Raw genomic sequence first — 20,134 nt, 5'->3', positions numbered from 1 at the left:
CCCATGACCCAACCTGCCGACGCCTTGATCGTCGTGGACATGCAGATCGCGTTCGTCTCCGGCCCGGATGCCGTGCCTGATGCGGATCGCCTGCTAGAACGGGTCGGTGAGCTGTTGGAGCGGGCGCGTCAGGCGGGCGCGGTCGTCGTACATCTACAGAACGACGGTCCTCCCGGTGCCGATGACGAGCCGGAGACGCCGGGCTGGGAGCTGTACCTGCCGGTGAAGCTCGGCGCACGCGAGCACGTGGTCCGGAAGCCGCGGGACGACGGCTTCGATGGGACTGCACTCGGGCAGATCCTGGTCTCGGCCGGCGTACGCTCGCCGGCCATCTGCGGCGTCATGTCCGAAATGTGCGTAGCCGCAACCGCCAAGACAGCACTGGCACGCGGCTACCACGTAGTCCTCCCCCACGACGCCCACGCCACCTACAACATCCCCGCAGTCCCAGGAGTCTCCGAGGAGATCCCCGCCCACCTCGCCTCCCGCGTCGCCGCCTGGTCCCTCGGCAACCAAGCCAAAACCACACTCCCCACCAAAGCCATCACGTTCGCGTAACCGCCACTTCCCCACGCCTGGCTGCTCGCACCACGGCCTCCCCGCCCCCGGCTGCGTCCACGAGCGCCACCCCCGGTTCCTCATACACCGCCTCCCCGCACCACCGCCCGCTTACAGGCAAGAGCGCCTCCCGGCGTGCCCGCACCACCGCCTCCGGGCTACCTTCCTCGCACTCCCGGTTGCTCGCACTGCCGGTTGCTCGCCGCGCGTGCCGCCTGCCGTGCGGTGTGGTCATGGTGCTGGATGTGTTGTGGTGAGAGCTAGGTGGTTGTCGTTGTTGGTGACGGTGAGGGGGCCGTTGACGTTGGTGGTGGCGGTGCGGATGGCGTCGTGGGACAGGAGGTCCAGGGTTCTGGGGGCCGGGTGGCCGTAGTCGTTGTCTCGACCGGCGGATATGAGGGCCAGGCGGGCGTGGGTGGCCGCGATGAACTCGGGCTCCTGCTGGGCTGAACCGTGGTGCGGCACCTTCAGGACGTCGGCCCGCAGATCCACGCCTGATGCCAGGACGGCTCGCTGGGACTCGGGTTCGAGGTCGCCGGTGAGCAAGATGCGGAGACCAGCGACCTCGACCATCATCGCGATGCTGGCGTTGTTCTCCGGCGAACCTTCGTCCGACGAGGTCGCCGACGACGTACCGGGCGGCGGCAGCACCGGCACCCGTGCAGGCCAGAGCGTCGTCCAGCTCAGCTGACCTACTGTCCGCTGCTCGTGGAACGTGACCGTCCGCATGCCGATCCCATAGTGCGCCGCGAGATCGACCACCCGGCTGTACTCCGCCCGTGGCGAGAAGTACGGCGTCACCTCGATCTCGTCGACCTTCCGTCCGTTCAGTACGCCAGCCAGCCCGCCGACGTGATCGGCATGGAAATGACTGAGTACGAGCACGGGGATGTGCTTGATCCCCAGGTCCCGCAGGCATCGATCCATCGCGGCCGGATCTGGCCCGGTGTCGACGACAACCGCCGTACCTTCGCCTGCCCTGAGCACAAGGCCGTCTCCCTGCCCAACATCGCAGACCACGAAGAGCCAGTCGTCGGGCGGCCAACCGAGCGAGCCGACGGGACGCAGTACGACGACGGTCAGAACGACGACCGCGAGGATCATCGCGATCGGGCGGGCCAGGATGCGGTGCAGGCCGAGCACGAGTGCCAGGCAGAGCAGGGTCAGGACGACAATCCCGACTGCGGTTGCAGGCCAGGCGTTGGCGGCATCCGGCAGGTCGGCGCCTTCGCGGGCGACCAGGATGATCCAACGGGCGGGCCAGCCCGCAACCCAGCCGACGAGTTGAGCCAGTTCGGTGCTCAGCAAGGCGGCTCCGGCCGCGATGAAGCCGAGGATCGTTGCCGGACCGACGGCCGGTCCGGCCAGCAGGTTGGCGGCGACTGCGACCAGCGACACCTGTCCTGAGAGCCACGCGACGACCGGCGTACACGCGAGTTGCGCAGCAAGCGGGCACGAGATCGCATCGGCCAGCCACCCCGGCAACCACCTCGCCAACGCATCACGCCAACCGGGTCCGAGCAGGACAATGCCTGCGGTCGCGAGCACCGACAACGCGAACCCCGCGGAACGCGCCAACGACGTATCGAGCAGCAGCAACACAATCACCGCAACCGACAGACTGCGTACGGCGCGACGCCCGGCTCCCCCGCTTGTCATCGCGGCCAGCGCGATCAGGCCCATCGCGGCCGCTCGCAGAACGCTCGGCTGTGGTCTGGCGAGGATGACGAAGACCACGACCATCAGCACGCCGACCACGGTCAGACCGCGGGCGCGCAACCCGGCCAGCCGCGCCAACGGGAGTACGAACGCGAGCAACAACGTGAGGTTCGTTCCGGAGACGGCCGAAAGGTGAGTTAGGCCGGTGGTCTGGAAGTCAGCGTTCAGCTCGGCGGAGACCCCGGACACATCGCCCATCACAAGTGCTGGCACCAGGCCGCGGACGTCGTCAGGCCCGTCGGCTACGGCTTTGCGGAGACCGGCACGGACCTGCTCGGCGGCGCGCAACCACCAGGGTGGTTGGTCGACGATTCGCGGTGGCGAGCGGGTCGAGAGCATCGCGGCTACGTCCGAGCCGTCTTCGACAGCTCCTAACCTCCCGGTGGCATCGACGTGCTGGCCGTATCTGACCGTCTGCCACTTGGCGGTGCCGATGACGAACACCGGCGTACGGATGCGGGTTGTGGTTGTGCCTGCTGGGCGTGAGTGGGTGCGTACCTCCTCGATGGTTGCTTTAACGACTACGTACGGCGGGCGGCGGCTGGTGGTGCTTTGACGAAGTGATGGGTCTCCTTCGATCTTGAGGCGGACGTTGACGGTCGCGGAGGCGGCCGCCAGGTCGCGGATCGGGCCGCTGCGGAGCGTGGCGGATTGGAGGGCGGCTGCGACACCGAGTCCGGCGATCGCGACGAGGCAGCCGGCTGCTGTCCATCCGATCGTTCGTCGCGGATGGGTAGGGTTGTTGCGCAGGACGAGCCCGAATGTGACCGCAACGGCGAGCGCGACGGCGGAGACGAGCACGGCGGTAAGTGGGCGTTGCCCGACCAGCACGACCGCCGTCAGCCAACCGACTGCAGCCGGGACCAACAGCCGCACATCGAGCGGTTCACCAGCGGCCGGTGCGTCGTGGAGTTCAGCGGGTAGTGGGTCGGTGGTGGATGGGTCGGTGGTGGATGGGTCGGTGGTGGATGGGTCGGTGGTGGGTTGGGGGGTGGGGTTAGAGGCGGACATGGGGTTTTAGGGAGTCGAACTTTTTGGGGCCTACGCCGGGGACCTCTTGGAGTTGGTCGATGGTGGTGAAGGGGCCGTTCTGGGTGCGGTAGTCGAGGATGCGTTGGGCCAGGACGGGGCCGACGCCGGGGAGGGCGTCCAGTTGGGCGAGGGTGGCGGTGTTGAGGTTGACGGGGTCGGTGGAGGCTGCGCTCGGGGTGGATGAGGTGGTTGTGCCTGGCGGGTTGGCGGGTGGTGGTTGGGTTGGCAGGCCCACGTTGATCTGTTCGCCGTCGGTGATTTGGCGGGCGAGGTTGAGGGTGGTGAGGTCTACGCCGGGGAGTGGGCCGCCGGCTAGGGCGAGTACGTCGGCCACCCGGGAGCCGGTGGGTGCTCGGACGAGGCCGGGGCGACGGACTTTGCCGGCGACGTACACGACGAGAAGCGGTTGGCCGGGTGAGCCCGCGGCACCTGGTGACTGGTTGGTGCCCGGGGGCTGGTTGGTGCCCGGGGGCTGGCTGGTGGCTGACAGTTGGTTGGGGTCGGGTGACGGGTTGGCTCCTGGTGATTGATTGGCCCCGGGCTGGGTCTGGCCGGTGCCGGGCTGGGACTGGCCGGGGCTTGGTTGGGCGACGGGTGAGCCGGGGGTGGCGATGGTGGGTTGGATGGTCGGGAGAGTTTCTGGGCGGGCTCGGAGGAAGGTCCAGGCGGCCCAGGACAGGCCGATGGCAAGTACGGCGAGTAGGACCAGGACGTGGCGTGGGGTGAGGGTCCAGCGGGCGTCTCGGAGTCGTTCGGGCCGGATCTGTTCGGGTATCCATCCACCGCGCACCTCATCATCACGCTCCTCTAGGTAGTCGTCGCCGGGGTGATCGCGGCGTGGGTTGGTCAGGTCGTGAAGGGGCTCGCCGCCACCGGACCTGACGGCCCAGGTGGGTCGGCCGGCGACCGGCCCAGCGCCGTACTCGGGTTGGTCGGCACCCGGTCCGGCAACGTTCGCAGGCTGGTCGGCCCCCGGCCCGGCGACTGGTGCAGGCTGATCGGCTACCGGTCCAGCGCTGGAGGCAGGCTGGCCACTGCCCGGCCCAGTGACGTACGCCCGCTGGTCGGCGTCGCGGACGACGGCGTGCGCAGGCTGGTCGGCACCCCGCCCGGCGACGTACGCAGGCTCGTCGGTGTCGCGGTGAACGGCGTCCGCGGGTTGGTTGGGCGGGAGGTCTGGGGGTGCCGGTCGGGCGTGGGTCGGCGGGCGGGCGGCGAGGCGGGCCAGGGCTCGCTCTCGGGCGCCCGGTTCGGGGATCGGGGTACGGCGGAAGACCTTCACGCCCAGAGAAGGTACGAGTTCGTGCCTGTCCTGAACTCGCGACTTCGAATCTGTGGAGAACGAGCGATATCCCCGTAGCTACTATGCGGCTTCGGAGTTGGTTAGCTGAAGAAGTGTGGGCAGGGGATGTGGCCGGCGGTGAGGATGAGGATTGGGAGGATTGGGAGCGCTACGAGGGATATTGCTGCGCCGGCGGCTCCGAGACGGGTCGCCACCGGTAGGGGTGCAGGGGGCGCCAGTAGGCGTTCGACGCGGGTGAGCACTGACCCGCCGGTTGCTGCGAGGGCGATCGTCGGCGTGCGGGCGCATCCCATTGCGGCGATTGCGGAGGCGAGACTCTCCGCGGACGCGCGCCGGAGAGTTTGGTCGTCGGCGAGGAGCTCGACGAGGTGGGCGGTGGACTGCTGCATCGCGTTGAAGAGCCGAACCCGGGGGAAGGCCTTCTGCAAAGCGTCGGCCCAGGCAACCAGGAGATGATGACGGCCCGCGAGGTGGGCGCGCTCGTGTGCGAGGACGGCGCGGAGCTCGTTGTCGCTGAGGATCGCGATCGCTCCCTTGGTCAGAACGATCTGCTTTGACCCCGGAACGCAGTACGCCGCAGGCACATCGGCCGGGATGACGTCCACCCCGAGCCTATGGTCGTGTCGGCCGAGCAGGCACACCAGTTTCAGATGGCGATCGCGTTCAACCCGATGGCGTGCCAGTACCTGCCACACGGTCAGCGTGACACGGCCGATCAGCACAGTGGGAACCAGGACGGCGACAGCTGCGGCGACAATTCCTGGTACGCCGCTGCTTCCGTCGATGGCAGTCAGCCAGCCACGCAGCAGTCCGTCGTCGGCGTAACAAGCGACGGTTGCCAGGATGGAAGCCAGCAGGACCGACACGGCGCATGAGTGCCAGAGAGCCAACGCCAGCCGGGGCGACCGAGCGAGCCATTGGCTGCTCAGGAATCGCGGTGAGGCAGCCGCGAGCACAGCGGCGTACCCGAACAGGACGGTCGCGATCGTCGTCATCGGCCAGGTCCTCGCGACCGCAGAGCCCGGCGAATGGCGTCGGCCTCCTCGGGAGTGACGGTCTCCACGAACCGCAGCAGCGTGCCCGCCTGGTCGCCGCTATCGGCGAGAATCTCGCGCATCAGTTCGGCGTTGTACTGCTGCCGGGTGGCGACCGGTGCGTACCGGTAGGCGCGTCCGTCGCGTTCCCGGGTCAGCCAGCCTTTGCGGTGCAGGTTGTCCATCACGGTCATCACCGTGGTGTAGGCGAGGTCGCGCTCCTTGTTGAGGTCGTCGAGCACGTCGCGCACGATCGCGGGGCGACCCCAGGACCACAGCCGGTCCATCACCGCTGCCTCAAGCTCGCCGAACCCACGCACCGTGGCGCCCCCCACTCTCCGTACCGAACACGGTAGTCCACCTCGCCGACCTGGTCAGGGTTCTCTTCAAGGACGGCGGTCAGACAGGCGCTTTGCGAGCGGCGATCAGGTAGCCGGTCCCCATGCGTCCGCGCAGGCCTCGGCTGACGGTGCGCTCAGGGTGGTCACGCCAGCGTCGGTGGTGGCGGCGTACGAGCTTGTCGAACGGCGGGACGGTCGACGTGATGTCGAATGCGACAACGTCGTACGGCGTGAGACCCGCGCCTCGCATGAGCCGGGCGAGACGGCCGCGGCGTACGGCGCGGATGCCCGAGCGGCGGGCGCCGTGGGGCCGACTGGGCTGTATGCCGAGTAGGCCTTCGATGCGACCAGCAAGACGTCGAGCCGGCCAGTAGATGCACCACTCGAACAGACGGTAGGGGCTTGCTGGGTTGAGCATGGTCGCTATGACCAGGCCACCGGGACGGACTATCCGCGACACCTCCGGCAATGCCTGGGCAATGTCGACGTACTCGAGTACGCCGAGCGCGAGAGCGACGTCGAAGCTGCAGTCGTCAAACGGCAGGTCTTCGATCCGGCTCACCGAGAGGCACACCTCCGGGTCCGACGCTGTCAGCCGGCCGGCCGCCGCATCGATCATGGCAGGCGACCGGTCGCAGGCGGTGATGCGGAAGTCGCTCGGCCGAGTGTCGAGGAGGTGTCTCACGAACATCCCTGGGCCGGAGCCGATGTCCACCAGGTCGCCCTGGGACCGGCGGATGGCTTCGTCGACAGCGTGCCGTCGAGATCGGTTGAACCGAGCAACCGATCCCCAACCCTCGTACGCATCCGCATACCCCGAGGCGGACGCTGCTGTGTGGTACTGCGCGTGGGTCGCTCTGTCTCTCAGCTGGCGGCGAAGCTGGCGCCGACGCAGCCCTAGGGTCGCCGTGTCGACGGCGCTCGAAGGTTGTGGATTGTGCACAAGGCCCCCCGGCTCGCGCTCTGGGCGTCAGTGGCCGCCCACAAAGTACTAAGACGGATAGTAGTTAAAGCGCGCCCAGGTCCTGTGTCAAGGGACCGCCGCCAGGCGTGGGCCTCCAGCCCGGAACGGACGACCGGGCAAGGCCCTGCTCCGTCGTCGCCAGGTATTGCGTTCACCGTGGTAGACAGGACGTCGGAATGAACCAGTGGTTGTTCGAGCGGATCAATGCCATCACCGCAGGTGGTGCCACGCTGCTCGCGTTGGCCGTCAACCAGGCGATCGTGCATGCCGCACTGCTTACCAGGCTGCTTCCAGGCTCACTGGACGGAGGAGTGCGCCAGCTCGGAGCAGAACGCCGACCGCTGACAGACCTGGTCGGCGCCGTGGCTGGTGCCCGGTTGCGGCCTGTCCTCGTGACCGCGGGTCAGCTGCGACTGTCATGACCCGGCTGACCGATTGGCTCCTTGGCCTGCATGGCTTGCCTGTGTACGGGCTGGTCGGGTTGCTCGTGTTCGCCGAGGATGCGCTGTTCGTCGGTTTCGTGCTGCCCGGCGAGACCGCCGCCGTACTCGGTGGTGTCGCCGCCAGCCGCGGTCACGCATCGCTGGCGGTGATGCTGGTCGTCGTGGTCGGTGCCGCGATCGTGGGTGACACGGTCGGCTACGAGGTCGGGCGACTGCTGGGTCCGCGGATCCTGCGCACCAAGGCTCTGGAGAAGCGCGGCGATCGCATCGACTCGGCGCGCGATCTACTCGCACGCCGAGTCGGCGTCGCGGTGTTCCTGGGCCGGTTCGTCGCGTTCTTCCGCGCGATCATGCCCGCCCTCGCCGGAACCGCCGGCATGCGCTACCCGAAGTTCCTCGCCTTCAATGCTGCCGGCGGACTGGTCTGGGGCAGCGCGGTTGTGCTGCTTGGCTATCTCGCCGGCAACTCCTACGCCACCATCGAGAAGACCTTCGGTCGCGCGACCGCGCTGATTGTCCTGGCAGTCGCCATCGCCGGGGTTGTCGTCTGGCGGCTCCGCCGTCGTCGCACCAGCCGCCGAACAGACCACTCCGACCAGCGCCCCTGACGGCCGCCGATCCACAACCTGCGGCAGCTGCCCTGCCGTGCGATGTGGGTTAGCGGGGGCTGACTACTACTGCGAGGAGGCCGGGGCCTACGTGGGCGCCTATGACGGCGCCTACTTCGCGGAGGACTATTTCTTCGGCTTTGGGGAGGCGGTTGGCCAGGTCGTCGGCCAGGGATTGAGCCTTTTCCAGGCTTGACAGGTGGTGGACTGCGAGTTGGACGGGGGTGTCGCCGGCGCGTTGGACGGCGATGTCGGCCAGGCGGGCGATGGCTCGGCTGGAGGTTCGGACCTTTTCCAGGGGGACGATGCGGCCGCCGCTGATCGTCAGCAGTGGTTTGACGGCGAGCGCCGTACCGAAGAGGGCTTGGGCGGCGCCGATGCGGCCGCCGCGGCGGAGGTACTCGAGGGTGTCGACGTAGAAGTACGCCGAGGTGAACTTCATCGTCGCGCGTGCCGCTGCCTCGACCGCGGCGGCGTCCTGCCCGGCGGAGGCTGCGGCCGCCGCCGCGAGGACGGGGAAGCCGAGGCCCATGCCGAGCGAGCGGGAGTCGACCACCCTGACCGGGATCGGCGACTCCTTGGCCCCGATCATCGCGGCCTCGAAAGTGCCGGACATGTCGCCGGACAGGTGGATCGACACCACCGCCTCGGCGCCGTCGGCAGCGCAGGCGGCGTACGTGTCGGCGAACGTCTGCGGCGCGGGCCGGCTGGTCGAGACGGGCATGAAGGTCTTGAGCGCTTCCGCGACCGCGTCGGCCGACGTCGCGCCGTCGTCGTACGACGTGCCGCCGATCACGACCTGGAGCGGTACGACGGTCAGCGGGTGGCGGAGCACCTCGTGCGTGGACAGGCCGGCCGTGGAGTCGGTGACGACCTGCACGCGGGCTGACATGCAGCGAGGTTACCGGACAGTTAATGTCCGAGCGCAGTGCCAGACTCCACAACATGAAGGAGACAGTGGCGGAGGTCACCGAGATGCAGGGGTTGCTGGACGCGGCGTACGCGCGGTCGACCCAGCATCTGCGGAACATCATCAAGGATCAGCGCCGGCTGGATGCCGATGAGCTGGTGCGGGTTCTGACCGGGATGTGCACGCTGAACCTCGCCACCGTGACGGCGCGGGGTGAGCCGCGGATCAGTGCGGTGGACGGGCACTTCCTGCACGCGCGGTGGGTGTTCACCACCTCGGGGTCCGCGGCGAAGGCGCGACAGTTGCGGAAGCGGCCGGCGGCGAGCATCTCGTACGTCGATGGCGAGCGGATCGGGGTGTTCAGCCACGGGAACGTCGAGTTCCTGACGCCGGAGCACCCGGACTTCGCCGAGATCGAGGAGCACCTCACCAACCACTACGGCAGCTCACCGTCGAGCTGGGGTGACGACATCGTGTACTGCCGCCTCCAACCGCACTGGATGGTCGGCTACGCCTTCGACAAAGAATCGGTCCTGAAAGACAACTGAAACCCCGCCGCGGGAACCGAACGGCAGCGAGGTGAAGGCCACCCCTCCGAAGCCTTCACCTCGCTTGGGACTTACGCCGGGCTGGTGGCGTCCCCACGTGCGCCATCAGCCCGGCTTGTCCTGCTGACTCCCCCTGGTTGTCAGCTGAAGTTGATGGAGCCTCGACGAGCTACTCCCCGTATCCGGACCACACGGGTCCGGCCTGACCGCGAGCTCGTCGAGGTTCCGGGAGGCCCCAGCGGCCGGCCGGACGACGGGTGACCAAACCCGTCGGTTGCCCGTGCCAACCGGGTCGTGACACTCGTCCCCTGTGTCGTGTGCCTGACCCGCTGCTGGGACCCCGCCCCGAAAGCGGTGCCCTGACGGTGCACTGCGTCCGGTACAGGCAGGACAGATCCACACTCGACAGCACCCCGGAGCTCTCGGCAGCCGCTCGGCGCCCCCACCAACCAGCCGCCGGATGCCCTCCGCGTCGCCTTCGCCGCGCTCCTCGGCAGTCCGGCGATGCCCCATGGCCTCTTCATGGTTCACCGCTCCTTCGCTGCCGCCGCCCGGTGTCGGACTCTGCTTCGTGGAACCTGCCCTACGGCTGTAATTCTTGGTCCGGCAGCCATGTCAGGACGAGGCAGATCAACCGGCAGTTACCCGGCAGCTTCCGCGGATCCGCGTCATAAGACGAAAGGAAGGAAGGAAAGAGGGAGGGAGGGGAGGGAGGGGCCGGCGCTCAGGAAAGCGCAGCGAGTACGTCGTTGGCCAGCCGCTGCACCGCGGCCGCCGGATCCGGCTCGGGCCATCCGTCCGCGACCGAAGCGCTCTCACACGACTCCTGCAGCACTGCCCACGCGGTCGGCAGCATCGGCGGGTCCATCGACCGCTGCCACGCCAGCAGCTGCCCGCACAACGCGTCTCCCGCCTCCGAGCGACCCAGCGCGTGCAGCACCGCCACAGCCTCCGGCAGTACTTCGAGCAGGTACACGACCCGCCCCTCGAGCAACAGCCGGTTCAGGGCGTCGCGGATCGACACCCGGGCCTGTTCGACCTCTCCGGCGGCACGCGCCAGCCGGGACCGATACAGCATCACCAGATAGTCGAAGTACCCGCGGTGTCCGCGGATGTCGGCGTCCGCCTGATCAAGGAGCGCCCGCGCCTCGTCGTACCGGCCGTCGTGGAACTCGACCATCGCCAGACAGCCGGCGACCTTGGTCCGCTCGGGATCGTCCGACGCCTGGCTGTCGCGGGCGAGCTCTGCCCAGTGACGTGCTTCGGCCAGGTTCCCCAGCTCGAGGTCGACCCGGCTGAGCGCCATGTACGCGATCTCGTCCGGGTAGACACCCGGATTGACCAGTGCGGCCTCCCACGCCAGCAGGAGCTCCTTGGCCTCTTCCAGCCGACCCCACCGCAACAACGCCAGCCCACAGGTCGCCTGCACGGTCGCGGACCGCTGTACGTCGCCATGCTTCCGAGCGTCATCGACCAGGGCCGGGATCTCGGCCAGGCTCTGTGTATCGAGCAGGTGCGAACCGGATGACACCCAGCCGCCACGAGCGACCAGCCCCATTTCGGTCTCGCCCGGGATCAAAGTGCGGGCTTCCTCGTAGTGCCGGCGCGCTCCACGGATGTCACCGGTCAGACTCGACAACCGGCCCGCGATAGCCAGCAGGCGGCCGCTGACCTCTTTGTCGGACACCTGAGAAGCGCACAGCGTCGCCCACCGGATCCCGCTCTCGGCCACACTCGCCTGGTACTGCCATGCGATCCGGAAGCCGAGCACGATCCGCGCAGCCGCGTCCCACTCCCCCAGCTCGCCCGCCCGCTCCAAGGCCACCTCGAAAAGCGCAGAGTTCGCATGCGCCGCCCGGTACTGCCGGTCCCGGTCCGGCGACGACCACGCGCCCTCCAGCCCCGCGACGTACGTCGAACACCACGCGACCGCCCGGTCCCGGAACTCGACCAGATCATCGCCCTGCGACGACAGACCGGCGTACGCGTGCTCCCGGATCGTCTCGAGCAGCTTGTACCGCGAGCCGTACAACTGCTCGAACTCGAGCACCGGCTGCAGCAGCGACTTCTCCACCAGCTCGGCCAGCAGCATCGGTACGTCGAGACCGTCGATCGGATCGCCCGTGCATACCCCAGCAACCGCCTCGAGCGTGAACGGCGAGCCGAGCACCGAGCACCGGTAGAGCAGCTGCCGCGCCGCGTCGGACAGCGCGTCGACGCTCCACGCGATCGTGTCGGCCAGCGTCCGCTGATGGGGTGCACCGAACCGCCGCGGCCCCGACAGCAACCGGAACCGGTCGTCCAAGGCCGCCAGAATCGTCTCCACCGACAACGACCCCGCCCGCGCCGCCGCCAGTTCCAGCGCCAACGGCAGACCGTCCAACCGCCGGCACAGCCGCGCCACGGTCGGAGCGTTGGCAGGCGTCAGGACGAAGTCCGGCCGTACCCGCGCCACCCGGCGGCAGAACATCTCGACGGCCGGTGAGGCCGCGATCTCCTCGAAGTTCTCGTCGTTCGCCGGTACGCCGAGCACCTGCACCCGTCGTACGACTTCATCCGGCAGGCCCAGCGGGATCCGCGACGTCACCAGCACGCCGACGCCTGGGAAGCTGCGGACCATCCGGTTGGCGACCGTCGCGACGCCGTCGAGCACATGCTCGGCGTTGTCCTCGACAATCACCAGATCACCCGGCTGGCGACCGGACAGCACGTCGTCCAGGTCCGACGTACCCGGGGCGGTGCCGAAGGCGTCGAGGATGGCCGAGGGTACGGCGGCATCGCGCTGGACCGTGGTGAGGTCGACGACCACCACGGTCGTGTCCGCGCCGGAGAAGCGGTCGGCCGCGGCCAAGGCGAGCTCGGTCTTGCCGACCCCGCCGGGGCCGACGAGCGTGACGAGCCGGTTCTGCCGCAGCAGCGACTCCAGCTCCAACAGCTCCTGCTCGCGGCCGACGAGTCCGTCGGGGATCGGCCGCGTGCCACGCCAGCGCAGCCCGGTCGGGGCGGCATCGGCAACCGAGACGACAGGCGGCTGTACGACGCGCCGGGCAGTACCGTGACCGGCCGCGGCGAGGAACTGCGAGGTGTCCTGCAGACCCAGCGCGGACGCCAGCAGCCGGACCGAATCCTTGCGCGGCCGCGCGACCCGGCCGGCCTCGATCTCGCGGATCGAGCGCACACTCAGCCCGGCGCGGTCGGCCAGCTCTTCCTGGGACAGTCCGGCCTGGACCCTGAGGTCGAGCAACAGATCGGCGAAACCCCGCCGACCGCCAGCCCGGCCATCCGTGTCCGACACAGCATGTCACCCCTCTGGAGGCCCCACGTTCCTGTCACAACATAGCGTGACCGGGGCTTGTGTGGCGGGGTTGACCGGCGTGCGGGATGCGGCCTGGGTCACAGAACTTGTTGGCCGAGGCAACAAGTCTGCGCCTGAAAAGAATAGCTGCGGGGTCAGAAATGCGTGTTTCAAGCAGTTGCGCGAACCGGGTGGGATTCATTGTCGGCGGCGTACAGAGAAAGAATGCCGGACCAGTCGTCGATGCGCGCGCTGGTGTCGGCGCGACCGGCATCGGCATTCAGCAAGCTGCCGTCACAAACCCCTCGGGTCGCGCGGGCCAGCAGGTCAATGGTGACGTCGCGCAGGGTGTCCAGGGCTGCCATGTGGCAATTCAAGCGGAGTCGTGTTTCGCAAACGTAACGCGATCCGCAACATCACGATAAGTCACGAAAATACGCCCGCCGGGAGTTACCGGGTAGTCCACTAACCGGCCAGGAACGACAGCCGAACATGCCGGTCGGGATTGTCGCGATTGGTGTCGACGAGGCAGATCGATTGCCACGTCCCGAGCGTCAGCCGGCCGGCGAGCACCGGAACGGTCGCGTACGGCGGGATCAACGCGGGCAGCACGTGATCGCGGCCGTGTCCGGGTGAGCCATGCCGGTGCCGCCAGCCGAAGTCTCGCGGCAGCAGGTCCTCGAGCACGGCCAGCAGGTCGCTGTCGCTGCCCGCGCCGGTCTCCAGGATCGCGACGCCGGCGGTCGCGTGCGGGACGAAGACGTGCAGCAGTCCGTCGCCGCGCCCCGACACGAACTGTTCACACCGGCTCGTGAGGTCCATGACGACCTCACGAGCACCGGTGTGAACATCCAGTAGGACGGAATCCATCAAGCGTCCATCAGGCCGGGACGATGTTGACCAGCTTCGGCGCCCGCACGATCACCTTGCGGGTACCGCGACCGTCCAGCGCCTTCTGCACGGCGTCGGAGTCCAGCGCCAGCTTCTCCAGGTCGGCCTCGGAGATGTCCGGCGCGACCTCCAGCCGGTCCTTCACCTTGCCCGCGACCTGGACCACGCACGTGACGGTGTCCTGGACCAGCAGCGCCGGGTCGACCTTCGGCCAGCCGGCCTTGGCGACGGTCGGCTCGTGGCCCAGCTCGGCCCACATGTCCTCGGCCGTGTACGGCGCGACCAGGCTCAGCAGGATCGACACCGTCTCGACCGCTTCGCGGACCGCGGGGTCGGCCGCACCAGGACCGGAGTCGATCGCCTTCCGGGTGGCGTTCACCAACTCCATGATCCGGGCCACCATCACGTTGAACCGGTGGGAGTCGATCAGCTCGCTCGCGTCGGCCACCGTGCGGTGGGTCAGCTTGCGCAGCTCGACGTCGCCGGTCGAGGGGTCCGAACCCACCGGCGCCTCGACCGCGGCGGCCAGCCGCCAGGCCCGTTGCAGGAACTTCAGCGAGCCGCCCGGGGACATGTCCGCCCAGTCGATGTCGTCCGACGGCGGACCGGCGAAGACCATGGTCAGCCGGACCGCGTCGACGCCGTACTCGTCGATCATGTCGCCCAGGTTCACGCCGTTGCCCAGCGACTTGCTCATCGCCTTGCCCTTGTTGATCACCTGGCCCTGGTTCAGCAGCCGGGTGAAGGGCTCGACGACGCTCAGCAGACCCATGTCGTACAGCGCCTTGACGAAGAAGCGCGCGTACAGGAGATGCAGTACCGCGTGCTCCTTGCCGCCGACATACTGGTAGACCGACATCCAGCGGTCCGCCGCCTCCTGGTCGAAGGCGCCGTCGGTGTACTGCGGGGACAGGTAGCGCAGGAAGTACCAGGACGAGTCGACGAACGTGTCCATCGTGTCCGTGTCCCGCTCGGCCTTGCCGCCGCACTTCGGGCACTCGACTTCGACCCACTCGCGGTCCGCGGCCAGCGGCGAGACACCCTTCGGCTGCAGGTCCGCGCCGCGCAGGTCGGGCAGCTCCATCGGCAGCTGGTCGTCCGGGACCGGCACCTCGCCGCAGGACGGGCAGTGGATGATCGGGATCGGGCAGCCCCAGTACCGCTGGCGGCTCAGCAGCCAGTCGCGCAGGCGGTAGTTGATCGTCCGCTCGCCCAGGGCCTTGCTTTCCAGCCAGTCGATGATGCGGGACTTCGCGTCGGCGATGTCCAGCCCGTCCAGGCTGATCTCGTCGTTCGCGCTGTTGATCGCGGCGCCCTCACCGGTGTACGCCTTGCCGTCGAAATCGGCGGGCGGCTGCACGGTGCGGACGATCGGCAGGCCGAACTTCTCCGCGAACTCCCAGTCGCGGGTGTCCTGGCCGGGCACGGCCATGATCGCGCCGGTGCCGTAGTCGGCCAGCACGTAGTCGGCGGCCCAGATCGGGATCCGCTGCCCGGTCACCGGGTTGATCGCGTAAGAGCCCAGGAACACACCGGTCTTCTCGCGCTCGGTGCTCTGCCGCTCGATCTCGGTGGTCGCCTTCACCTTGGTCAGGTACTCGTCGAAGGCAGCCTGCTGCTCCGGCGTGACCAGCTCGGCGGCCAGCTTCGCGTCCGGCGCGACCACCATGAACGTGGCGCCGAACAGCGTGTCCGGACGGGTGGTGAAGACCTTGATCGGCTCGTCGCGGCCCTCGACCTCGAAGTTCGCGAAAGCACCCTCGGACCGGCCGATCCAGTTGCGCTGCATCAGCAGGATCTCTTCCGGCCACTGCAGCAGCTCCATGTCGTCCAGCAGCCGCTGGGCGTACTCCGTGGTCTTGAAGTACCACTGGGTCAGCTCGCGCTTGGTCACCTCGTGACCGCAACGCTCACAACGTCCCTGGATGACCTGCTCGTTCGCCAGCACGGTCTGGTCGTGCGGGCACCAGTTGACGTACGACGCCTTGCGGTAGGCCAGACCACGCTCGTACAGCCGCAGGAACAGCCACTGGGTCCAGCGGTAGTACTCCGGGTCCGAGGTGTGCAGCCGGCGGGACCAGTCGAAGCTGATCGCGTACCGCCGGATCGACTCGGCCTGCGTCTCGATGTTGGCGTAGGTGAACGTCGCCGGGTGCTCGTTGCGCTTGATCGCGGCATTCTCCGCGGGCAGGCCGAAGGAGTCCCACCCGATCGGGTTCAGCACGTCGTACCCCTGCTGGAACCAGTAGCGGGCCAGCACGTCGTGCAGCGCGAACACCTCGGCGTGGCCCATGTGCAGGTCGCCGGACGGGTAGGAGAACATCGTGAGGGCGTAGCGCCGCTCGGCCGAGCCGTCGTCCTTCGCCTTGAACGGGTCCAGCTTCTCCCACACCGGACGCCACTTGGCCTGCATGGCGTTGAAGTCGTAGCCACCCCGGTCGATCGGAGTGTCCTCCACCTGCTCGCTCACGGTCCTACTCCATACTTCGTGTGTTTTGTTGAGCCTTAATGTGCCAGACGGCACCCGAGACATAAAAAAGCCCCTCACGCAGGAGGGGATGCCGTACTGACCGCGCCAGTACGGCTAACTAAGGAGCAGGCTCACTCGCATGGTGCCAGGATAGCACTGCCGCATCAGATGAATTCGGTGCCGCCGGTACGGCGATGGTCGCCTGGAGTGCGGCCGTAGTGGCGGCGGAACGCGGTGGAGAACGGACGTACGTCGGAGTAGCCGCAGGCACGTGCTACTTCGGTCACGGTGACCGCGGGGTCGAGCAAGAGCTGGGCGGCCAGTTCCAGGCGCAGGCGGCGCAGAGTGGACATGATCGAGGCGCCGGTCTGTTGCTGGAAGAGGCGCTCCGCGTGGCGCTCGGAGAGATGTGCGGCCGCGGCGACGTCCCTGACGGTAATAGGCCGGGACAGGTTGTCGCGCAGGTGACGCTGCATCGCCTCCACCACCATGGGGCCACGGTCGCGGCGGACCGGTTCCACAGCTAGGTCGTCGTCCAGCGCGAACGCTCTCGCGGTCTCCATCACCAAAGCGGCTCCCAGAGACGCCAGGACGGTGCTGTAGCCGGAGACTGGTGCAGCAGCCTCGGCGGACAGTGCACTGATGAGTTCCGGCAGCGAGCCAACGCGGTCCGACATCACTGGACCGTCCGCGCGCGTCAGACCTGACCACCAGCCAGGCTCCAACGATCCCGGGCGGAAGGTGAAGCCCCAGAAGGCGATGCCCAGCGGGGACGAGTGCGACGACTCGATCTCGTGTACGTCGCCGGGGCGGGCCAGGAACACCGAGCCCGGCGTGACGTCGTACAAGGCAGAGCCGGAGTTGAAGCGACCCTCGCCGGAGTACGCGAGGCAGACCTCGTGGAAGGAGTGGGTGTGCCAGTAGTTGCGCCAGTACTCCGGCCGGTAGTGACCCCAGCTGAGGAAGTCCGCGTGGAAGCCGTCGACCTCGCAGGACTCCAGTAGTCCCGCGAGGTCGACGAACCGATCCGCCGCTGCGACGGACGCAAGACTCAAACAGCGCTCCTGCCGGTGGGGTCGACTCCTCGCAGCATCATGCCCTGACCGAGCGACCAGTCGTGGGTCTTGACCATCGGCGGGTCCGCCGGGTCGCGGTACTGGATCAACCAGGTGGTCCGCGCCTCGCCGCTCACGTTCACCCCGGACCCGTGCACGGTCAGATAGGTGAAGAACAGTACGTCGCCCGCCTCGGCCGGCTGCGGCGTCGCCTCCTCGAAGGCAGGCTCGAGAAGGTGGTACGACCCTTCTGCCTCATGCTCCCGCGGACCGGACTTGTGGCTGCCGGGAATGACCCGCACGCAGCCCTTCTCGACCGGTGCGTCGTCGAAGTGGAAGATCGCCGCCCCGACCCGGTGGTGCGTGTGCGGGAAGAACGGGTGGTCCTGGTGCAGCGGGAACGGCGAACCGTTCTCCGGCGGCTTCACGAACAGCTTGGTGTGGTGCAGCTGCACGTTGTCCACACCCATCACCGCAGCGGCCACGTCGGTGAACCGCGGGTCCACCAGCAGCTTCGAGAACGCCGCGTCGTAGAACTGCGCGTCGTGCAGGTGCTGCAGCTTCGTCGGCGCCTCGGTCATTCCCCGGGCGGCTCCCCAGGTGGGGTCGTCGGACCGGTTCAGCTGCGCCAGCAGGTCATGGCTGCGCTGCCGGTAGTACGCCGCTTCTTCCTTGCTGAGCAGACCTTTCACCAGTACGAAGCCTTGCTCGGCGTACTGCTGTGCCGCGGTCGACAGGTCGGGCCTGTCAGAAGTGATCGTCATCTCGAAGTTCCTCCTGATCGGGTACTTCGAGCCTACGAACGGCGGCGTCCGGACGGGAGGACCCGCCCGGACGCCGATGTTCGTCAAACGGACATGCAGCCCCGGCCGGCTACTCCCCGGTCCCGTCTTCCTCGACCGGTACGGCAATCGGCCGCAGCCGGGCCCAGAGGACGAACAGGGCGGTGAACACGAGCATCGCGATGCCGCCCCAGAGGTTGATGTTGATGCCGGCAGCCTTGTCGATCTCCTGCTGCTTCTCGACGATGCCGAGGATCGTCAGCACCACTCCGTAGATGCCGATCAGGGCCGCGATCACGATCCGGATGTCGAAGGCACCGGCCTTCTTCTTGTCTGCCATCTCGAGCCCTCCCTCAGGCGAAGATGATGTTGAGAATGATGGTCAGCGTGAGTGAGATCCCGGCCAGCAGGACCGGCCTGCGGTACCAGCCGCCGTCGCCCGCGACCGCCACCTCGGTGCGCTGTTGTTTCGGTGTCAGCGAGTACACGAGGCCGACCAGCTCGGTGTCGCGCTTCGGTGTCGTCACCAGGCTGACCACCACACTGATCACGATGTCGACCACGAAGGCCGCACCCGCGCCGACGAAGCTGGCGCCCTGACCCGGCAGGTTGATCACGCCGTTCTCGGACAGTACGAAGACCAGGATCGCCGTCGCCGTGCCGCTGACCAGGCCGATCCAGCCGGCCGTCGCGGTCATCCGCTTCCAGAACATACCGAGGATGAACGTGGCGAACAGCGGCGCGTTGAAGAACGAGAACAGCTGCTGCAGATAGTCCATCAGGTTGCTGTAGCCGGACGCGATCGCGGCCGTTCCGATCGCGACCAGTGTGCCGGCCACCGTCACGATCCGGCCGGTCTGCAAGTAGAACTCGTCCGGCCGGTCCTTGATCAGGTAGCGCTCGATGATGTCGTACGACATGACCGTGTTGAACGAGCTCAGGTTGGCCGCCATACCGGCCATGAACGAGGCCAGCAGACCGGTGATCGCCAGGCCGAGCATGCCGTTCGGCAGCAGGTCGCGCATCAGCAGCAGCAACGCGTCGTTGTAGTCGACCTGGCCGCTGCCGTTCGCCTTGAACTGGGCCAGCTCGGGCACGACCACCGCGGCGATGATGCCGGGGATGATCACGATGAACGGGATGAACATCTTCGGGAACGAGCCGATGATCGGAGTACGCCGGGCCGCCGACATGTTCTTCGAGGCCAGCGCGCGCTGGACCTCGGTGAAGTTCGTCGTCCAGTAGCCGAACGAGAGCACGAAACCGAGGCCGAAGACAATGCCGATCACGGACAGGAAGCTGTTGTGGAAGCCGCTCAGCGCATTGCCCGGCCACGCGGACATCTGCTCCGAACCACCCGGCGACGCGCTCACCTTGTCGACCAGGCCCTGCCAGCCGCCGACCTTGTGCAGGCCGACCAGCGTCAACGGCAGCAGCGCGGCGACGATCACGAAGAACTGCAGCACCTCGTTGTAGATCGCGGCGGACAGGCCACCGAGGGTGATGTAGCTCAGAACGATGGCCGCGGCAACGATCACCGACACCCAGATCGGCCAGCCGAGCAGCACATTCACGATGGTGGCCAGCAGGAACAGGTTCACGCCCGCGATCAGCACCTGCGCCAGGGCGAAGCTGATCGCGTTCACCAGGTGCGCGGGTTTGCCGAACCGGCGCAGCATGAACTCGGGGACGCTGCGGACCTTCGAGCCGTAGTAGAACGGCATCATTACGACGCCGAGGAAGAGCATCGCCGGGACCGCGCCGATCCAGAAGTAGTGCACGGTCGGGATGCCGTACTGCGCACCGTTCGCCGACATGCCCATGATCTCGATCGCGCCCAGGTTGGCCGAGATGAAGGCCAGGCCCGTGACCCAGGCCGGCAGCGAACGGCCGGACAGGAAGAAGTCCAGGCTGCTCGAGACCGCGCGTCTGGCCAGGTACCCGATGCCGAGCACGAAGACGAAGTACAAGGCGATGATGATGTAGTCGATCGCCGTGGCATCCAGTCTCAGGATGGATTGTTGCGGAAGCATCGCCCCTCCGTGTCGTCGCGTGTGACGCATCGTGGTGTTACCGGTGAGGAAGGTTACTCCTACTTTCAATCATCCGGGCGGCGACACCGCGCCCGATGGTTCTCCACCCGGATCTCCACCCTTGGTCGGTCCTCTGGAGAGACCGGAC

At 67.8% G+C, this 20,134-nt stretch carries 18 protein-coding genes; 4 read left to right on the top strand and 14 right to left on the bottom strand.

Going from position 1 to position 20,134, the window contains the following annotated elements:
* Positions 1-3: 3 nt before the first annotated feature.
* Positions 4-558 (top strand): isochorismatase family protein, encoded by a 555-nt coding sequence (locus EV653_RS01700; RefSeq protein WP_134097258.1) that lies wholly within the window; start codon positions 4-6, stop codon positions 556-558.
* A 231-nt stretch (positions 559-789) separates the two neighbouring features.
* Here the strand turns inward: EV653_RS01700 and EV653_RS01695 are convergent, their stop codons facing one another.
* The 5 genes from EV653_RS01695 to EV653_RS01675 all read right to left on the bottom strand — a co-directional run bounded on the left by EV653_RS01695 (position 790) and on the right by EV653_RS01675 (position 6,930).
* Complete coding sequence (locus EV653_RS01695; RefSeq protein ID WP_238159500.1) at positions 790-3,153, bottom strand: ComEC/Rec2 family competence protein; 2,364 nt, start codon at positions 3,151-3,153, stop codon at positions 790-792.
* 121 nt (positions 3,154-3,274) lie between these two features.
* On the bottom strand, positions 3,275-4,591 hold the full coding sequence (locus tag EV653_RS41945) for a ComEA family DNA-binding protein (RefSeq protein WP_238159499.1): 1,317 nt from the start codon (positions 4,589-4,591) through the stop codon (positions 3,275-3,277).
* Between the two features lie 101 nt (positions 4,592-4,692).
* A complete protein-coding gene (locus EV653_RS01685; protein WP_134097254.1) occupies positions 4,693-5,607 on the bottom strand; it encodes a M56 family metallopeptidase in 915 nt (304 codons plus the stop codon).
* Positions 5,604-5,981: a BlaI/MecI/CopY family transcriptional regulator gene (locus EV653_RS01680; RefSeq protein ID WP_305000362.1), complete on the bottom strand. Its 378-nt coding sequence runs from the start codon at positions 5,979-5,981 to the stop codon at positions 5,604-5,606. Before EV653_RS01680 ends, EV653_RS01685 begins: the two co-directional genes overlap by 4 nt.
* A 64-nt stretch (positions 5,982-6,045) precedes the next feature.
* Positions 6,046-6,930 (bottom strand): class I SAM-dependent methyltransferase, encoded by an 885-nt coding sequence (locus EV653_RS01675; protein WP_202871452.1) that lies wholly within the window; start codon positions 6,928-6,930, stop codon positions 6,046-6,048.
* 197 nt (positions 6,931-7,127) lie between these two features.
* On the opposite strand from EV653_RS01675, the gene EV653_RS01670 reads away from it, so the two are divergent.
* Complete coding sequence (locus EV653_RS01670; RefSeq protein ID WP_134097252.1) at positions 7,128-7,373, top strand: hypothetical protein; 246 nt, start codon at positions 7,128-7,130, stop codon at positions 7,371-7,373.
* Complete coding sequence (locus EV653_RS01665) at positions 7,370-8,002, top strand: DedA family protein (RefSeq protein WP_134097250.1); 633 nt, start codon at positions 7,370-7,372, stop codon at positions 8,000-8,002. The genes EV653_RS01670 and EV653_RS01665 overlap by 4 nt, the downstream gene beginning before the upstream one ends.
* A gap of 49 nt (positions 8,003-8,051) precedes the next feature.
* Here the strand turns inward: EV653_RS01665 and EV653_RS01660 are convergent, their stop codons facing one another.
* Complete coding sequence (locus EV653_RS01660; RefSeq protein WP_134097248.1) at positions 8,052-8,894, bottom strand: DegV family protein; 843 nt, start codon at positions 8,892-8,894, stop codon at positions 8,052-8,054.
* Between the two features lie 53 nt (positions 8,895-8,947).
* Between EV653_RS01660 and EV653_RS01655 the strand changes: the two genes are divergently transcribed.
* Positions 8,948-9,460, top strand: a complete 513-nt coding sequence (locus EV653_RS01655) for a pyridoxamine 5'-phosphate oxidase family protein (RefSeq protein WP_134097246.1) — start codon at positions 8,948-8,950, stop codon at positions 9,458-9,460.
* Between the two features lie 724 nt (positions 9,461-10,184).
* Here the strand turns inward: EV653_RS01655 and EV653_RS01650 are convergent.
* From EV653_RS01650 to EV653_RS01615, 8 genes are all read right to left on the bottom strand, one after another.
* A complete protein-coding gene (locus EV653_RS01650) occupies positions 10,185-12,755 on the bottom strand; it encodes an ATP-binding protein (protein WP_134097244.1) in 2,571 nt (856 codons plus the stop codon).
* A gap of 170 nt (positions 12,756-12,925) precedes the next feature.
* On the bottom strand, positions 12,926-13,120 hold the full coding sequence (locus EV653_RS01645) for a hypothetical protein (protein WP_134097242.1): 195 nt from the start codon (positions 13,118-13,120) through the stop codon (positions 12,926-12,928).
* A 100-nt stretch (positions 13,121-13,220) separates the two neighbouring features.
* Positions 13,221-13,625: a YjbQ family protein gene (locus EV653_RS01640; RefSeq protein WP_134097240.1), complete on the bottom strand. Its 405-nt coding sequence runs from the start codon at positions 13,623-13,625 to the stop codon at positions 13,221-13,223.
* Positions 13,626-13,635: 10 nt separating this feature from the next.
* Entirely contained in the window at positions 13,636-16,116 is a 2,481-nt protein-coding gene (leuS, locus tag EV653_RS01635; protein WP_255510598.1) for a leucine--tRNA ligase, read from the bottom strand.
* Positions 16,117-16,280: 164 nt separating this feature from the next.
* Positions 16,281-17,171: a helix-turn-helix domain-containing protein gene (locus tag EV653_RS01630; protein WP_134097236.1), complete on the bottom strand. Its 891-nt coding sequence runs from the start codon at positions 17,169-17,171 to the stop codon at positions 16,281-16,283.
* Positions 17,168-17,935 (bottom strand): phytanoyl-CoA dioxygenase family protein, encoded by a 768-nt coding sequence (locus EV653_RS01625; protein ID WP_134097234.1) that lies wholly within the window; start codon positions 17,933-17,935, stop codon positions 17,168-17,170. The genes EV653_RS01630 and EV653_RS01625 overlap by 4 nt, the downstream gene beginning before the upstream one ends.
* Before the next feature lie 109 nt (positions 17,936-18,044).
* Positions 18,045-18,293: a hypothetical protein gene (locus EV653_RS01620; RefSeq protein WP_134097232.1), complete on the bottom strand. Its 249-nt coding sequence runs from the start codon at positions 18,291-18,293 to the stop codon at positions 18,045-18,047.
* Positions 18,294-18,306: 13 nt separating this feature from the next.
* Positions 18,307-19,986, bottom strand: a complete 1,680-nt coding sequence (locus EV653_RS01615; protein ID WP_134097230.1) for a sodium:solute symporter family protein — start codon at positions 19,984-19,986, stop codon at positions 18,307-18,309.
* Between the last annotated feature and the right edge of the window lie 148 nt (positions 19,987-20,134).

It is taken from the genome of Kribbella pratensis, assembly GCF_004365355.1.
Taxonomy (GTDB): Bacteria; Actinomycetota; Actinomycetes; order Propionibacteriales; family Kribbellaceae; genus Kribbella.
The sequence above is the reverse complement of the archived record's forward strand: the minus strand, read 5'-3'. Positions and strand labels throughout refer to the sequence as shown.

Excerpts from the sequence above, each read along its gene's own strand:
- EV653_RS01660 (WP_134097248.1), bottom strand. The coding sequence starts at position 8,894 with ATGTCAGCCCGCGTGCAGGTCGTCACCGACTCCACGGCCGGCCTGTCC.
- EV653_RS01645 (WP_134097242.1), bottom strand. The coding sequence starts at position 13,120 with ATGGCAGCCCTGGACACCCTGCGCGACGTCACCATTGACCTGCTGGCC.
- EV653_RS01640 (WP_134097240.1), bottom strand. The coding sequence starts at position 13,625 with ATGGATTCCGTCCTACTGGATGTTCACACCGGTGCTCGTGAGGTCGTC.
- EV653_RS01620 (WP_134097232.1), bottom strand. The coding sequence starts at position 18,293 with ATGGCAGACAAGAAGAAGGCCGGTGCCTTCGACATCCGGATCGTGATC.
- EV653_RS01615 (WP_134097230.1), bottom strand. The coding sequence starts at position 19,986 with ATGCTTCCGCAACAATCCATCCTGAGACTGGATGCCACGGCGATCGAC.
- EV653_RS01700 (WP_134097258.1), top strand. The coding sequence starts at position 4 with ATGACCCAACCTGCCGACGCCTTGATCGTCGTGGACATGCAGATCGCG.
- EV653_RS01665 (WP_134097250.1), top strand. The coding sequence starts at position 7,370 with ATGACCCGGCTGACCGATTGGCTCCTTGGCCTGCATGGCTTGCCTGTG.
- EV653_RS01625 (WP_134097234.1), bottom strand. The coding sequence starts at position 17,935 with ATGACGATCACTTCTGACAGGCCCGACCTGTCGACCGCGGCACAGCAG.
- EV653_RS01655 (WP_134097246.1), top strand. The coding sequence starts at position 8,948 with ATGAAGGAGACAGTGGCGGAGGTCACCGAGATGCAGGGGTTGCTGGAC.
- EV653_RS01670 (WP_134097252.1), top strand. The coding sequence starts at position 7,128 with ATGAACCAGTGGTTGTTCGAGCGGATCAATGCCATCACCGCAGGTGGT.
- EV653_RS01685 (WP_134097254.1), bottom strand. The coding sequence starts at position 5,607 with ATGACGACGATCGCGACCGTCCTGTTCGGGTACGCCGCTGTGCTCGCG.